The following is a 15,027-nucleotide window of genomic DNA, read 5'->3' as shown; positions in this document are numbered from 1 at the left end:
AGGACAGTGGATACGACAGCGGGTCCACCAGCGGGTCCACCAGTGGGTCCGAGGGTGCGGGCGATCGGGGGATGTATGGAAGCGGTCTTCTTCGACATGGACGGGCTTCTGGTCGACACCGAGAGGGTGTGGCTGGAGGTCGAGACCGAGGTGATGGCGGGGCTCGGCGGGCAGTGGACGCCGGAGCACCAGACGCACCTGGTCGGCGGCTCCATGGAGCGCACCGTCGGCTACATGCTCGCGGTGTCGGGCTCCTCCGTCTCCCCGGCGCAGGTGCGCGAGTCGATGATCACCGGCATGGTGGCGCGGCTGGCGGGCGGCGTGCGGGTGATGCCGGGCGCGGACGAGCTGCTCGAGGCGTTGCGCGACGAGGGGGTGCCGGTGGCGCTGGTCACCTCGTCCCTGCCGGAGATCGCCGACGCGGTGCTCAAGAGCGTCGGCCGGGACCGCTTCGACGCCATCGTCACGGCCGGCGACGTGGTCCGTCCCAAGCCTGACCCGGAGCCCTACCTGACGGCCGCCCGCCTGCTCGGCGCGGAGCCGGTCCACAGCGTGGTCCTGGAGGATTCGCCCACCGGGGTGGCCGCGGCCACGGCGGCGGGCTGCGCCGTGGTGGCGGTGCCCAGCCTCCTGCCCATCGAGGCGGCCCCTGGCCGCCTCGTCGTCCCCTCCCTCACCGAGGTCACCGTCGCCACCCTGCGCGCCCACGTCCCCGTCTGACGCGCCCCCTCCCGCCCCGCTGGCCCGGGGCCCTGAAGCCCGAAGCCCGAAGCCCGTCCTGCTGGTCCAGATCCTGACGTCCGGGGCCCCTTCCTGCTGGTCCGGGTCCTGACCTCCGGGGCCCGCCCCGCTCACCGTGCGTGACGTTGGCGAGCCGTACGGTGACCTGGGCCCCGTACGGGATGGCCTGTCCGTCCCCTAGGGGAAGGGTGGTTCTCGCGGAGGAGGAACACGCGCCATATCGCGTGCCAGGATGGAGGCGTAGCCGAAGACGGAGGGGTGACCCCGAATGCCTTTTGACCAGATCGCATGGTTCCCGCTGTGCGTGGGACTGACCGTGGCCGGGCTGGTGCTGAGCTTCATGGCGTTCCGGCGCCGGGGCGCGGCGTCCGGGATGCGGATGATGGCGTGGGCGCTGCTGCCGCTGGCGGCCTACCTGACGAACGCGCTGCAGGCGCTGTGGACCATCGGCTCGACCCTCGTGGGTTTCGTGACGAGCCTGGTGTTCAACCCGCTGGTGTGGGCGGGCGTGGCCGTGGCCGGGCTGTCGGTGGTGCTGTTCGTGGTGTCGGGGGTGCTGCGCGGGCGCAAGCTGGCCAAGGCGGGCGGCGGCAAGAAGGCCGGCGACGCGGCGGCCGAGGCCCCTTCCGGACGGCAGTCGCCGGCGGCGGGACCCGCGGCGGCCAAGTCCGCGCCGAAGTCTGCGCCCAAGCCGGCGGTCGAGTCGAAGAAGAAGAGCGCCGACGACGACTTCTCCGACATCGAGGACATCCTCAAGAAGCGGGGCATCAGCTGAAGCCCGCTGTGTCACAGTTCCGGGACGTAACCGAGACTGGTCCCAGACAAACCCCTCAAGATCGATACGAATGAGTTTCGCGACAATCACAGTTGAGCCACATAGGTGCCCTAGGGACTAGTCAGCGCAGCTCAGGCCATAGATCCTGCCTCCTGAGGTCGCGACGAGCGGTCTGTATCAAGAACTCACAGACAACGTCGTCTGAAAATCAGGGGGCATTCCGGCATGACCGCACCGCTAGACGTTTCCGGTTCGGCTTCCGAAGCGCAGCCGGAGGTCGTGCTCTCGGGAGCGGGCCAAGCTGTACAGGGACGATCCCTCACCGGGATCGCCTGGATGCGGCTGCGGCGAGACAAGATCGCGCTGGCCGGCGGGATCACGGTGGTCCTGCTGATCCTGGTGGCCGTCTTCGCGACACCGATCATCGCGGTGTTCGGGCATCCGCCCCTGGAGTTCCACCAGGACATGATCGACTCGTCCACGCTGCTGCCCAAGGGCGACTTCGGCGGCATGGGCTCCGAATACCTGCTCGGCGTCGAGCCCGTCAACGGCCGTGACATCTTCAGCCGGATCGTCGCCGGCGCCGGCGTCTCGCTGCTGATCGGCTTCCTGGCCACGCTCGTGTCGGTCCTCATCGGCACCGTGATGGGCGTCATCGCCGGCTACTTCGGCGGCTGGGTCGACCAGATCATCGGCCGCCTCATGGACGTCTTCCTCGCCTTCCCGCTGCTGGTCTTCGCCATCGCGCTGGCCGGCGTCGTCCCCGACAAGGGGTTCGGCCTGGAGGGCAACGGGCTGCGCATCGCCATGCTGATCTTCATCATCGGCTTCTTCAGCTGGCCCAGCATCGGCCGCATCGTCCGTGGCCAGACCCTGTCCCTGCGCGAGCGCGAGTTCGTCGACGCCGCGCGGAGCCTGGGCGCCCGTAACGGCTACATCCTGTTCCGCGAGATCCTGCCCAACCTGATCGCGCCGATCCTGGTCTACGCGACGCTGCTCATCCCGGCCAACATCCTGTTCGAGGCCGCCCTGTCGTTCCTCGGCGTCGGCATCAACCCGCCCACCCCCACCTGGGGTGGCATGCTCTCGGAGGCGGTGCGCTTCTACACGCTCCCGCACTTCGTGATCTTCCCCGGCCTGGCGATCTTCATCACGGTCCTGGCGTTCAACCTGTTCGGCGACGGTCTGAGGGACGCCTTCGACCCACGGGCGCACTGACCTTCGCCCACGCTCCATCCCCATCTCCACTAACAAGGGGTAGTCAATGAGAAGGAAATCCGCACTGGCCGCCGCCGCGACAGCGGCGCTGGCCCTGGTGCTCTCCGCCTGTGGCGGCGGAGGGGGCGGCACAACCCAGCAGCCCGCCCAGTCCGCTTCGGGCGCTGCCGCGCAACCCGTGGCCAACACCGCGCTGACCGAGATCTTCAACCCCTCCACCAAGAAGGGCGGCACGCTCAAGGCGGCCCACTCCGCCGACTGGGACAGCCTCGACCCGGGCGATACCTACTACGGCTACTCGTTCAACTTCGGCCGGCTCTACTGGCGGACGCTGACGATGTACAAGACGGGCCCCGGCCCCGACGGCAACACCGTCGTGCCCGACCTGGCCGAGTCGCTGGGTGAGCCGAGCGACGGGGGCAAGACCTGGACGTACAAGATCAAGTCTGGTCTGAAGTTCGAGGACGGCACCCCGATCGGGGCGAAGGACGTCGCCTACGCGGTGGCCAGGACCTTCGACAAGGAGACCTTCCCGCACGGCCCGTCCTACCTGAACGAGCTGCTGGACTGGCCGAAGGACTTCAAGGGCGTCTACAAGACCCCTGACGTCGACTACAAGTCGGCCGTCGAGGCGACGGACGACACCACGGTCGTCTTCCACCTGAAGAAGCCGTTCGCGTCCATGGACTACATCGTCCAGATGCCGATGACCGCCCCGGTGCCGAAGGACAAGGACACCGGCGCGAAGTACCGCGAGAAGGTCATCTCCTCCGGGCCGTACAAGTTCGAGTCGAACGAGATCGGCAAGAAGTTCGCGCTGGTCCGCAACGACCAGTGGGACCCGGCGACCGACCCGAACCGTCCCGCGCTGCCGGACCGGATCGAGGTCCAGCTCAACGTCAACGCCGACGACCTGGACAACCAGCTCATCGCCGGAGACATCCACCTCGACATCCCGGGCACCGGCATGCAGCCGGCCGCCCTGGGCAAGGTCCTGCCGGACCCGGCCCTGAAGGCCCGCACGGACAACCCGACGATCCCCAGGCTCTGGTACGTCTCCGTCATCCCGGACAACCCGCCCCTGGACAACATCGACTGCCGCAAGGCCGTCATGTTCGCCGCGGACCGTGTCGCCAACCAGACCGCCTTCGGCGGCGAGGTCGCCGGTGGCGAGATCGCGACCAACGTGATGCCGCCGCCCATCGTCGGCCAGGAGAAGTTCGACATCTACCCGTCCGAGGGCAACAAGGGCGACATCGCCAAGGCCAAGGAGGCGCTCGCCGCCTGTGGCCAGCCCAACGGCTTCGCCACCACGATGACCTTCCGTGCCGACCGCCCGCGTGAGAAGGCGCTGGCCGAGGCCATGGAGCAGGCGCTGTCCAAGGTGGGCATCAAGCTCACCCTCAAGGGCTTCCCGGCCTCCAGCTACTTCTCCGACTACGCCGGCAACACCGCGTACGTCAAGAAGAACGGCATCGGCCTGGCCACCCACGGCTGGGGCTCCGACTGGCCTGACGGCTACGGCTTCCTGCAGGCCATCGTCGACAGCCGCACCATCCGCGACGCCGGCAACTACAACCTGAGCGTCAAGAGTGACAAGGTCGACGGTCTGATCGACCAGGCTTCCGCCGAGCTCGACGAGACCGCCCGCAACAAGCTGTGGGTCGACGTCGACAAGGCCGTCATGGAGGACGCCTCCCTCCTCCCGGTGGTCTGGGCCAAGTCGCTGCTGCTGCGCGGCCAGGGCGTGACCAATGTCGCCTACAACGAGGGCCAGAGCATGTACGACTACGTGCTGCTCGGCGTCGAGTGACCAGGCGCGGTCCGGGATCTAACGAAGGAAGGTGAAGGCAGGGATGGCCTGTCCGGAGACGGGCAGGCCATCCGGCCGACGCGGTGTTCACATACATCATCAGACGAGTCATCGGCGCCATCGCCATGCTGATCGTCATCAGCATGGTCACCTTCGGCATCTTCTTCGTGGTGCCGCAGTGGGCCGGTTCCTCCCCGGAGGCTCTCGCCTCGCGGTACGTCGGCCGCGCGGCCACACCCGAGACGGTGCACCTGGTCGCCGAGCGGCTGGGCTTCAACGATCCGATCGTCGTGCAGTACGGCCGGTTCCTCAAGGGCATCTTCACCGGTGCCGAGTACGACTACGGAGCCGGCGTCGAGCAGTGCCCGGCGCCCTGCCTGGGCTACTCCTTCATCAGCGGCCAGCCCGTCTGGCCGGACCTGCTCGACCGTATGCCGGTGACCTTCTCCCTGGCCATCGGGGCGGCCTTCCTGTGGGTGGTCTTCGGCGTGTCCGTCGGCGTGCTCTCCGCGCTGCGACGCGGCACCTTCTTCGACCGGTTGTCGATGGGCACCGCGCTCGCCGGGGTGTCGCTGCCGATCTTCTTCACCGGCATGGTCTCCCTGGTCGTCTTCAGTTACGGCCTCGGCTGGACCCCGCCGGGCGGCGCGTGGACCGACCTGACGGAGAATCCCGCCGAATGGGCGTACAACCTGCTCTTGCCCTGGATCACGCTGGCGTTCCTGTTCGCGGCGACCTACGCCAGGCTGACCCGCGCGGGCATGCTGGAGACCATGGGTGAGGACTACATCCGCACCGCCCGGGCCAAAGGCCTGCGCGAACGCGACGTCGTGGTCAAACACGGGTTGCGCGCCGCGCTGACACCGATCCTCACCCTGTTCGGCATCGACTTCGGACTGCTGATCGGCGGCGCCATCCTGACCGAGACGACCTATACTCTGCCCGGACTCGGCCAGTTCGCCATCCTGGCCATCAGAAACCAGGATCTGCCCCAGGTGATGGGCGTGGTCCTGTTCGCCGCCGGCTTCGTGGTGGTCGCGAGTTTCGTCGTCGACCTCCTCTACGCGGTGGTCGACCCGAGGGTGAGGTTGTCGTGAGCTTCCTGGACGTCAAGGATCTGCGGATCCAGTTCCCCACCGACGACGGGATCGTCAGAGCCGTCGACGGCCTGACCTTCAGCATCGAGCGCGGCCAGACCCTCGGCATCGTCGGCGAGTCGGGCTCCGGCAAGAGCGTGACCAGCCTCGGCATCCTCGGCCTGCACAGGGGCCGCCGGGCCCAGATCTCCGGAGAGATCTGGCTCGACGGCGAGGAGCTCGTCGGCGCCTCGGCCGAGGCGGTGCGTGGGCTGCGCGGCAAGAAGATGGCGATGATCTTCCAGGATCCGCTGTCGTCGATGCACCCCTACTACACCGTCGGCCACCAGATCATCGAGGCCTACCGGATCCACCACGACGTCAGCAAGCAGGTGGCGCGCAAGCACGCGATCGACCTGCTCGGCCGCGTCGGGATCCCCACGCCGGCCAGTCGTGTCGACAGCTATCCGCACGAGTTCTCCGGCGGCATGCGCCAGCGCGCGATGATCGCCATGGCGTTGTCGTGCGACCCCGAGCTGCTCATCGCCGACGAGCCCACCACCGCGCTCGACGTGACCGTACAGGCGCAGATCCTCGACCTGATGCGCGACCTTCAGCGCGAGTTCAACTCCGCGCTGATCATCATCACCCACGACCTCGGCGTCGTGGCGGAGCTGTCGGACGACATCCTGGTCATGTACGGCGGCAAGTGCATCGAGTACGGCAAGGCCGAGGACATCTTCTACCAGCCCGAGCACCCCTACACCTGGGGTCTGCTGAGCTCCATGCCCCGCCTCGACCGGGAGCGCACCGAACGGCTGCTGCCGATCAAGGGCTCTCCGCCGTCCCTCATCAACGTGCCTCCGGGCTGCGCCTTCCATCCCCGCTGCCCGTACGCCGACCGCACCGACGGCCGCGCCTCCACCGAGGTGCCGGACCTCGCCCCGACCGAGCGCGGGCACCTGGTGCGCTGTCACATGAGCAGGACCGAACGGCGGACGTTGTGGGAGACCGAGATCAAGCCAGTGCTGGAGATCCAGTGAGCGAGAACGAGCCGCTTCTTTCGGTACAGAACCTCGAGAAGCACTTCCCCGTCACCAAAGGCCTGTTCAAGCGGGAGGTCGGCGCCGTCAAGGCGGTCGACGGGATCAGCTTCGACGTGATCAAGGGCGAGACGCTCGGCCTGGTGGGTGAGTCGGGCTGCGGCAAGTCCACCACCGGCCGGCTGGTGACCAGGCTGCTGGAGCCCACCGGAGGCAAGATCGTCTTCGAGGGCCGCGACATCAGCCACATGGGCCAGGGCAAGCTGCGCCCGCTCCGCCGCGACATGCAGATGATCTTCCAGGACCCCTACTCGTCGCTCAACCCGCGGCACACCGTCGGCGCCATCGTCGGCGCCCCGTTCCGCATCCAGGGTGTGAAGACCGAGAACGGCACCAAGAAGGCCGTACAGGACATCCTGGAGATGGTCGGCCTCAACCCGGAGCACTACAACCGCTACCCGCACGAGTTCTCCGGCGGTCAGCGGCAGCGCATCGGCATCGCCCGCACGCTCGCGCTCAAGCCGAAGCTCATCATCGCCGACGAGCCGGTCTCCGCGCTCGACGTGTCGATCCAGGCCCAGGTCGTGAACCTGCTCGAAGACCTGCAGAGCGAGCTCGACCTGACGTACGTGGTCATCGCCCACGACCTGTCGGTGGTGCGCCACATCAGCGACAGAGTGGCCGTCATGTACCTCGGCAAGATCGTGGAGATCGCCGACCGCAAGCGCCTCTACACCGCGCCCATGCACCCGTACACCAACGCGCTGCTGTCGGCGGTGCCGGTGCCGGACCCCAAGGCGCGCAGGGACCGCGACCGGATCCGCCTCACCGGCGACGTGCCGAGCCCGCTCAACCCGCCACCCGCGTGCCGCTTCCACACCCGCTGCTGGAAGGCGCAGGAGATCTGCAAGACCGTCGAGCCTCCGCTGGAGGAGCTGGCCGGCGGCCACCGCGTCGCCTGCCACTTCCCGGAGAACGTGCCCGTCGCCGTCGCCTCCGAGGACGCGGCCAAGGCCTGACGGGATCCCACCCGGCCCTGTCCTGGCCGTCGGCTCAGGACAGGGCGCCCGGGGTGATCAGGCCGGTCTCGTAGGCCAGCACCACCGCCTGCACCCGGTCGCGCAACCCCAGCTTGGTCAGCACGTTGCCGACGTGCGTCTTGACCGTGGTCTCGCTCACCACCAGCTTGGCCGCGATCTCCGCGTTGGACATGCCCTTGGCGATCAGCCGCAGCACCTCCAGCTCCCGCTCGGTGAGCCGGTCCACCCGGGCGGGCGTGCTCTGCTCGTAGGCCGACGGCAGCCTGGCGGCGAACCGGTCGAGCAGCCGCCGGGTCACACTCGGAGACACGATCGCGTCACCCGCCGCCACCACCCTGATCGCCTGCACCAGCTCGTCCGGCGGCACGTCCTTCAGCAGGAACCCGGACGCGCCGGACCGCAGCGCCTCCACGATGTACTCGTCCAGGTCGAAGGTCGTCAGCACCAGCACCTTGGGTACGTGCGCGCTCGGCGCCGCCTCCCGCACGATCCTGCGGGTCGCCTCGATGCCGTCGACACCCGGCATCCGGATGTCCATGAGCACCACGTCGGGAAGCAGCGCCCGTGTCTGCTCCTGCGCCACCTTGCCGTCGCCGGCCTGGCCCACGACCGTGATGTCGGGCTCGGCCTCCAGGATCAGGCGGAACCCCGTACGCAGCAGCGGCTGGTCGTCGACCAGCAGCACTCTGATGGTCATTGTCCGTCCTTCAACGGGAACGTCGCCCGCACCTTGAAACCGCCTCCGGCTTTCGGGCCGATGGTCAGGATTCCACCATAGAGGGCGACCCTCTCGCGAATCCCCACCAGACCATGGCCCGGCCGCCGCGGTGAGGCGGCCGCCCCCAGCCCGTCGTCCTCCACCCGCACCTCGAGCTCGTCCCGCCCGCGCCGCACGGTCACCACGGCCCGCGCGCCCGTGCCCGCGTGCCGCAGGGAGTTGGTCAGGCCCTCCTGGACCAGGCGGTAGGCGGCCAGGTCCACCCCGGCGGGGACCGGCTCCGCCTCGCCCTCCACCGACAGCGTGGTGATCAGGCCGGCCTCCCGCATCTGCTCCACCAGGGCGGGCAGGTCCCGCATGCCCGGCTGCGGCGTCAGCTCGGCACGGGCGTCCGCGCGCAGCACGCCGACGATGTCGCGCATCTCCGCCATCGCGGTGCGGCCCGTCGACTCGATCGCCGACAGCGCCTCACGGGCCAGCTCCGGATCGGCGGCCAGCACCTTGCGCGCCGCCGCCGCCTGCACCGTCATCACGCTCACATGGTGGGCGACGACGTCGTGCAGCTCGCGGGCGATCCTCGAACGCTCCTCCGCCCTGGCCGCCCGGGTGTCGGCCGCGTGCGCCCGCTCCAGGCGGGTGGCGCGGTCCTTCAGCTCCTCCAGGTACGCGCGGCGCAGCCGCAGGCTGCGACCGCCGCCCCAGACGGCCACCAGCACCACGATCGCCGCCACATGATCGCTCCAGCGGGCCGTGGAGAGCGGACCGGCCGACACGCCCACGCCGTAGACGACCAGCGACAGCAGCAGCCCGCCCAGCGCCGCCGCCAGCCCGCGATGCGACGCCACCGAGTACAGCAGCACCACGCCGGCCACCCCCGCCAGGCCGATGCCGTAGCCGAGGGCCGACAGCAGCGTCTCGGGCACCAGGCTCGCGCACAGCCCGGCCAGCGGCCAGCGCCTGCGCACGGCCACCGGCACGCACATCAGCAGCACGAGCAGGACGCCCACCGCGTCGGGGGCGCGGACCTCCGCCGGGAACAGGCCCGGCGGCTCCAGCCGCTCGGCGTCCTGCGCCAGGAACAGCACCACGGAGACCGCGGCCACCAGCACCGCCAGGACCGAGTCGTGGAACGTGGTTCGGTCTGCGCGCACCGCTTCACTGTAGGCCCAGGTGAGAGCCGGGAACCTCCTCCCCAAGGAGGAGAACGCGGCTACAGCTCGTCGGTGGCCGAACGCCGGTTGCTGCGCACCGTGTCACCCGGCTGCCGCGCCGGCACCGGCGGGGGAGTGCCGCCGAACTCCGGGCAGAGCGCCTGATGATCACACCAGTCGCACAGGCGGCTCGGCCTGGCCCGCCACTCGCCCGTCTCCAGCGCCCGCTCGATCGCCGTCCACAGCGCCCGCACCTTGCGCTCGGTCGCCAGCAGGTCGGCCTCGTCGGGGGCGTAGCGCAGCACCTCGCCGCGGCCGCCCAGATAGACCAGCTGCAGCAGCCTGGGCACCTCGCCGCGCAGCCGCCACAGCACCAGGGCGTAGAACTTCATCTGGAACAGCGCCTTGGCCTCGAAGTCCGGCCCCGGCGCGCTGCCCGTCTTGTAGTCGACCACCCGCACCTCACCGGTCGGCGCCACGTCCAGACGGTCGACGTAGCCGCGCAGCATCAGCCCGCCGTCGAGCACCGCCTGCACGTAGAGCTCCCGCTCGGCCGGCTCCAGCCGGGTCGGGTCCTCCAGCGTGAAGTAGCGCTCCAGCATCCCCCGCGCCTGGGAGAGCCACTCGGCCCGCTCGGTGTCGTCGGCGAACATCTCCGCGTAGGCGGGGTCCTCGGCCAGCAGCCGCTCCCACTGCGGCTCCAGCAGCCCCAGCGCCGCCTCCACCGAGCGGCGCGGCGCGGGCAGGTCGTAGAGCCGCTCCAGCACCGCGTGCACCACCGTGCCGCGCACCGCCGCCTGCGAGGGTTTCTCCGGCAGCTGGTCGATCACCCGGAACCGGTAGAGCAACGGACAGGTCATGAAGTCGCCCGCCCGGGACGGGGAGAGGGCTCCGATGATCACCGGATCGGTCAACGTCATGCACGGCACTCTAGGTCACCGGCCCGACATAACCGGGCTCGTGAGTCCGGGATCACTCGCTCCGGCGCGTAGCATCAAGGCAGCGACAGGCACTGGTGAACGGCAAGGAGCGCGGTGAGCGAGCAGAGCCCCCGACAGGAGTTCTCCGGCATCCGGATGGGCAGTCCTTTCGGCATTCCCGTCTACGTGTCATGGACGTGGTTCATCGTCGCGGCCTTCATCACCTGGCTTTTCGGCGACACCGTGCGCGCCATGCTGCCCGAGCTGTCCTCCGCCGCCGCCTACGCCGTCGCCTTCGCCTTCGCGGTGCTGCTGTACCTCTCGGTGCTGCTGCACGAGCTGGCGCACAGCGTCCTGGCCAAGGCCTACGGGCTGCCGGTCCGCCGGATCACCCTCTACCTCCTCGGCGGCGTGTCGGAGATCGAGAAGGAGCCGCCGACGCCCGCCAAGGAGTTCCTGGTGGCCGCCGCAGGGCCGCTGCTGTCGCTCGGCCTGGCCGGTGCGGGCTGGCTCGCCGACGTCTTCCTCATCAACGGCGGCGGCATCCCGGAGGTGCTGATCTGGCAGCTCTGGGTCGCCAACCTCATCGTCGGCGTCTTCAACCTGCTGCCCGGCCTGCCGCTGGACGGCGGCCGGATGCTGCGCGCCGGCGTGTGGAAGCTCACCAGCAACCCCGGCACCGGCACCGTCGCCGCGGCCTGGGGCGGCCGGGTGCTCGCGGTGCTGCTCATCGCGGCCCCCTTCGCCATGGCGCTGTCGGCCGGGCGGGAGGTCGACTACCGCGACCTGATCTGGCCGCTCGTGCTGGCCTCCTTCATCTGGATGGGCGCCACCCAGTCGCTCCGCGTCGCCCGTGTCCGCGCCAGGATTCCGCAGGTCAACGCGCGTAACCTGGCTCGCAGGGCGATCCCGGTGACGGCCGAGACACCGCTGGCCGAGGCGCTGCGGCAGGCCGCGGAGAGCGGGGCGGGAGCCCTGGTCGTGGTCGACCACGACGGCCGGCCGCTCGCCATCGTCAACGAGTCGGCCGTGCAGGCCACCCCCGAGCACCGCCGCCCCTGGGTGAACGTGGGCTCCATGGCCAAGTCCCTGGAGCCGTCCCTGGTGCTCGCCGCCGACCTGGTGGGGGAGCCGCTGATCGACGCCATGCGCGAGGCCCCGGCGGGGGAGTACCTCCTCGTGGAGCGGGGCGGCGAGATCTACGGGGTGCTGGCCACCGCAGACGTCAACCGCGTCTTCACCGGCGTCTGATTTGTCCCACTCGTCTTAGCGGCGGCCCCCGGCTAATGTCATGTCCAGTGATCAGGACGCTGCGGCCCGTTCACACCCCCGGCGATTCGAAGATGTGACCTCTGGCCGATAGTGTGCTGTTCGGCCAAGCTTGCACAGGTGGGGGGTTTGCCGTGGCCCGCCGGTTCACCGAATCGAGATGGGGCGACCGCGACACCGCCCCGTCGTCTGGGTATGCGTATGGCTGGGCCGGCACGGCGGTGCGGGTGCCGCCACATCGCCGGCTTCCGGGGAGGAGAGTTGAGTGACCGAGCGCAGCGAGGGCACCGATGAGCGCAGCACGGTCATGAGGGAGGACTCATGACGGACCAGGGTTTCCAAGCGGTGCGCCCGCTTCCCGGCAACGGGCTGGTCGCCTATGAGGGCGGGCTGCTGCTGGTGTGCGACGCGGACGAGACCGCGGACACCGGCCTGCTCGAGGCGCTGCGCGAGACGGCCGCCTCCGGCGGCGACGGCAGGGCCCTGGCCCGGCGGGCCGCCCAGGTGCTCGCCGCCAACATGGCGCGCGACCCGGCCACCTGCGCCGTGGCGGGCCCCGTCGGCGACGGGGTGGCCGTCCTGGTGAGCGGCTCCGCCTCGGCCACGATCACCACCCCGGCGGGCCAGACCCGCCTGGCCGGCAGCGACTCCCTCACCTGGGCCGACCGGCTCATCGGCGGTCCCGTCGAGAGCGTGGAGCTGAGCCTGCCCGGCGCCGGCAGCCCGCACCCCGCCGTCCGCTTCGACGGCGGCGGCGTCGTGCACGGCGGCGGCGTAGCCGCGCGGCTCGGCGAGCGGGCCTCCGCCGGCCCGTCCCGGCCGCTCACCGAGGAGATGCCCAACACGGCCTACCACATGGAGGCCGACCTGCTGCCGCCGCGCGCCGAGCCGCCGAGCCGGCCGTCGCCGCAGCCCGTCCAGGCGCCCCCCTACCCGATGTCCGGAGCCGACCAGCAGCCGCCCCTGCGGCAGCAGCCGGTCTCCGGCCCGCAGTTCCAGCCGCAGCCCGTGCTGGAGCAGCCCCCCGCGCCGCCGGAGCCCGTCTCCTTCCCCTCCTACGACGAGCCCGCCCCCGCAGGCAACGGCACGGTCCCCGAGCCGTACGACCAGCCCATGGGGCCGCCGCAGGACCACTTCGACCCCGGGCCGTCGCCCCTCATGGGCCCGCCGACGCAGGACCCTGGCCCGCCGCCGCTCATGGGGCCGCCCCCGCAGGAGCACTTCGAGCAGGGCCCGCCGCCCGCGTCACAGGAGCAGCAGGACCACGGCGACCGGCCACTGGTCTACGGAGTCGACTGCAAGAACGACCACTTCAACGATCCGCGCGCCCCCTACTGCGCGGTGTGCGGCATCGCCCTCGTCCAGCGCACGCTCGTCCCCTACAAGGGGCCGCGCCCGCCGCTCGGCGTCCTCGTCCTGGACGACGGCACCGCGCTGCCGCTCGACAGCGACTACCTCCTGGGCCGCGACCCCGAGCGGGCCCCCGAGGTGGCCGGCGGCACCGCCCGGCCCGCCAAGGTCACCAGCCCCGACGGGTCGGTCTCCCGCAGGCACCTGCGGGTGGCCCTGGACGGCTGGGACGTCAACCTGGTCGACCTCGGCTCCGTCAACGGCACCCAGATCCAGCCGCCCGGCGACCCGAACTTCTACGACATCCCGCCCAACGAGCCCGTGACCATCGCGCCCGGCACCACCGTGCGCGTGGGCGTCTCCCGCACCCTGCGCTTCGAGGCGCACCGCGGCTGACCACCCCGCGCCCCGCCCGGGGCGCGGGAGTCCTTCCTTGATCTGCCGGTACGTCATCGCCGCCGGTTCACAGCGCAGGAGATGACATTTCCGGCTTGAGCGTCCCCTGGAGGCGCCTGGGCGAGGAAGCGAGCCCTGGCGCCGGGCGCGTGCGGCCGGATCGCGTGGCCGGATGGCGTGGCCGGCATACGCCGCGCAGAGGACGGCCGCGCACGTACCAGAAGGGCCGTGCGCGCCCGATGAGGGCCCGCGCGCCGGAGCGGGAGCCAGGGGACGGCGTCCAGCCCCTGGAGGCCTCCAGGGGCCTGCCGGAGGCGGGCCACGCGCTCGGAGCCCGGAGCCGGAGCCGGAGCCGCGCCGCTCGGCGCCGGAGGCGCGCCTGCTCGGAGCGGGAGGCGCGTCGCGCCCCGCTCAGGGAGTGCCGGGGCGCAGCAGGCACCACTCGATCTCGTCCGAGCGGGAGCCGTCCGGCTTGGGGAACACCTGCCTGCGCACGCTCTCCTGGACGAACCCGGCCCGGCGCAGCACCGCCTGCGAGGCGGCGTTGGCCACGTCGGTCCCGGCGACCAGCCGGTGCAACGGGGTGCGGGCGAAGGTCCAGTCGCCCAGCAGCCCGACCGCGCGCGTCATGAACCCGCGGCCGCGGAAACGCGGCACCAGGGAGTAGCCCACCATGGCCTCCCCGAACGCCGGGACGATCCGCGTCAGCTGCAGGTGGCCGGCGAACTCGCCGGTGGCCGCGTCCCTGACCACCAGCTCGACCCGCTGCCCCGACAGCCAGAAGTAGCCGGTGCACCGGCAGCGCCGCTCGTCGTCCTCCAGCGTGCCGAGCGGGCCCATGCCGAACTGGGCGACGCTCGGCTCGGCCATCATCCGGTGGAAGTCCGCGGCGTCCCGTTCGTCCAGCGGCGTCAGCCGCACCACGCCGTCGCTCAGCTCGCCGCCCTCGAAGAACGGCAGATAGGGCTCCACCGCCTCGCCCGCGTCGCGGGCGAGCCTGGCGAACATCACGTGGTCCACCCGCTGTCCGTCGCGCAGCGCCTTGGCGTCCCGCTTGCGCCCCTCCTCGCGGAAACCGGCCTTGTACGCGACCCGCAGGCTGGGCAGGTTCGCCACCTCGGCCATCAGCTCCACCCGCTCCACGCCCCGGTCCAGCAGCCACTCGGCCAGCCCGCGCGCCACCGCCCCGGCCACGCCCTTGCCGCGCGCCCACGGCGCCACCAGATAGCCGAGCTCGACCGAGCCCCACGCGGACGGCGCGCTCGTGCCGATGGAGCCGATGTAGCGGCCGTCCTCGGTGATCGAGTACTCCGTCCCGCCGCCGTCCCACTTCGCCCGCGAGCTGCGTACGTACTCACGCGCGTCCTGCGCGGTGTACGGCGACGGGATCAGCGGCAGGAACCGGGCCGTCACGGGATCGTCGCAGGTGGCCACGATGGCCTCCACGTCGTCATCGACCGGGGGACGGAGTATCAGGGGGCCGACGGCGATCACTTCACGCGGGAACATCCCCCATA

13 protein-coding genes are annotated in these 15,027 nt (G+C 70.8%); 9 read left to right on the top strand and 4 right to left on the bottom strand.

The window, feature by feature from the left end; genetic code table 11:
• Positions 1-75: 75 nt before the first annotated feature.
• The 7 genes from ACIBQX_RS37660 to ACIBQX_RS37630 all read left to right on the top strand — a co-directional run bounded on the left by ACIBQX_RS37660 (position 76) and on the right by ACIBQX_RS37630 (position 7,685).
• Entirely contained in the window at positions 76-720 is a 645-nt protein-coding gene (locus ACIBQX_RS37660; protein ID WP_397013181.1) for an HAD family hydrolase, read from the top strand.
• 289 nt (positions 721-1,009) lie between these two features.
• Positions 1,010-1,516: a cellulose synthase gene (locus ACIBQX_RS37655; protein WP_397013179.1), complete on the top strand. Its 507-nt coding sequence runs from the start codon at positions 1,010-1,012 to the stop codon at positions 1,514-1,516.
• Between the two features lie 225 nt (positions 1,517-1,741).
• Positions 1,742-2,734, top strand: a complete 993-nt coding sequence (locus ACIBQX_RS37650) for an ABC transporter permease (RefSeq protein WP_397013178.1) — start codon at positions 1,742-1,744, stop codon at positions 2,732-2,734.
• A 46-nt stretch (positions 2,735-2,780) separates the two neighbouring features.
• Positions 2,781-4,547, top strand: coding sequence for an ABC transporter substrate-binding protein (locus tag ACIBQX_RS37645; RefSeq protein ID WP_397013177.1), 1,767 nt, complete (start codon positions 2,781-2,783; stop codon positions 4,545-4,547).
• An 83-nt stretch (positions 4,548-4,630) separates the two neighbouring features.
• Complete coding sequence (locus tag ACIBQX_RS37640; RefSeq protein WP_397013175.1) at positions 4,631-5,644, top strand: ABC transporter permease; 1,014 nt, start codon at positions 4,631-4,633, stop codon at positions 5,642-5,644.
• Positions 5,641-6,666 carry an ABC transporter ATP-binding protein gene (locus ACIBQX_RS37635; protein ID WP_397013174.1) on the top strand — a complete coding sequence of 342 codons (1,026 nt, stop codon included), beginning with the start codon at positions 5,641-5,643 and terminating at the stop codon, positions 6,664-6,666. The genes ACIBQX_RS37640 and ACIBQX_RS37635 overlap by 4 nt, the downstream gene beginning before the upstream one ends.
• Entirely contained in the window at positions 6,663-7,685 is a 1,023-nt protein-coding gene (locus ACIBQX_RS37630; RefSeq protein ID WP_397013173.1) for an ABC transporter ATP-binding protein, read from the top strand. Before ACIBQX_RS37635 ends, ACIBQX_RS37630 begins: the two co-directional genes overlap by 4 nt.
• Positions 7,686-7,719: 34 nt before the next feature.
• Here ACIBQX_RS37630 and ACIBQX_RS37625 read toward each other — a convergent pair whose 3' ends face one another.
• From ACIBQX_RS37625 to ACIBQX_RS37615, 3 genes are read right to left on the bottom strand one after another with little or no spacing between them, the layout of a single operon-like run.
• Positions 7,720-8,403, bottom strand: a complete 684-nt coding sequence (locus ACIBQX_RS37625) for a response regulator (protein ID WP_397013171.1) — start codon at positions 8,401-8,403, stop codon at positions 7,720-7,722.
• Positions 8,400-9,575, bottom strand: a complete 1,176-nt coding sequence (locus ACIBQX_RS37620) for a sensor histidine kinase (protein WP_397013170.1) — start codon at positions 9,573-9,575, stop codon at positions 8,400-8,402. Before ACIBQX_RS37620 ends, ACIBQX_RS37625 begins: the two co-directional genes overlap by 4 nt.
• Positions 9,576-9,634: 59 nt before the next feature.
• The gene (locus ACIBQX_RS37615; protein ID WP_397013168.1) at positions 9,635-10,495 is read right to left on the bottom strand and encodes a RecB family exonuclease; all 861 of its coding nucleotides are present in this window, start codon (positions 10,493-10,495) and stop codon (positions 9,635-9,637) included.
• Between the two features lie 114 nt (positions 10,496-10,609).
• Here ACIBQX_RS37615 and ACIBQX_RS37610 point away from each other — a divergent pair, with 114 nt between their 5' ends.
• Together ACIBQX_RS37610 and ACIBQX_RS37605 are read left to right on the top strand one after the other, a co-directional pair.
• On the top strand, positions 10,610-11,746 hold the full coding sequence (locus tag ACIBQX_RS37610; protein WP_397013167.1) for a site-2 protease family protein: 1,137 nt from the start codon (positions 10,610-10,612) through the stop codon (positions 11,744-11,746).
• Between the two features lie 339 nt (positions 11,747-12,085).
• On the top strand, positions 12,086-13,510 hold the full coding sequence (locus ACIBQX_RS37605; RefSeq protein ID WP_397013165.1) for an FHA domain-containing protein: 1,425 nt from the start codon (positions 12,086-12,088) through the stop codon (positions 13,508-13,510).
• Between the two features lie 411 nt (positions 13,511-13,921).
• Here the strand turns inward: ACIBQX_RS37605 and ACIBQX_RS37600 are convergent, their stop codons facing one another.
• Positions 13,922-15,019, bottom strand: coding sequence for a GNAT family N-acetyltransferase (locus ACIBQX_RS37600; RefSeq protein ID WP_397013164.1), 1,098 nt, complete (start codon positions 15,017-15,019; stop codon positions 13,922-13,924).
• Positions 15,020-15,027: the final 8 nt, after the last annotated feature.

Source organism: Nonomuraea sp. NPDC049714, from assembly GCF_044465295.1.
GTDB lineage: Bacteria > Actinomycetota > Actinomycetes > Streptosporangiales > Streptosporangiaceae > Nonomuraea.
The sequence above is the reverse complement of the archived record's forward strand: the minus strand, read 5'-3'. Positions and strand labels throughout refer to the sequence as shown.

Excerpts from the sequence above, each read along its gene's own strand:
- ACIBQX_RS37650 (WP_397013178.1), top strand. The coding sequence starts at position 1,742 with ATGACCGCACCGCTAGACGTTTCCGGTTCGGCTTCCGAAGCGCAGCCG.
- ACIBQX_RS37605 (WP_397013165.1), top strand. The coding sequence starts at position 12,086 with ATGACGGACCAGGGTTTCCAAGCGGTGCGCCCGCTTCCCGGCAACGGG.
- ACIBQX_RS37655 (WP_397013179.1), top strand. The coding sequence starts at position 1,010 with ATGCCTTTTGACCAGATCGCATGGTTCCCGCTGTGCGTGGGACTGACC.
- ACIBQX_RS37625 (WP_397013171.1), bottom strand. The coding sequence starts at position 8,403 with ATGACCATCAGAGTGCTGCTGGTCGACGACCAGCCGCTGCTGCGTACG.
- ACIBQX_RS37660 (WP_397013181.1), top strand. The coding sequence starts at position 76 with ATGGAAGCGGTCTTCTTCGACATGGACGGGCTTCTGGTCGACACCGAG.
- ACIBQX_RS37600 (WP_397013164.1), bottom strand. The coding sequence starts at position 15,019 with ATGTTCCCGCGTGAAGTGATCGCCGTCGGCCCCCTGATACTCCGTCCC.
- ACIBQX_RS37615 (WP_397013168.1), bottom strand. The coding sequence starts at position 10,495 with ATGACGTTGACCGATCCGGTGATCATCGGAGCCCTCTCCCCGTCCCGG.
- ACIBQX_RS37645 (WP_397013177.1), top strand. The coding sequence starts at position 2,781 with ATGAGAAGGAAATCCGCACTGGCCGCCGCCGCGACAGCGGCGCTGGCC.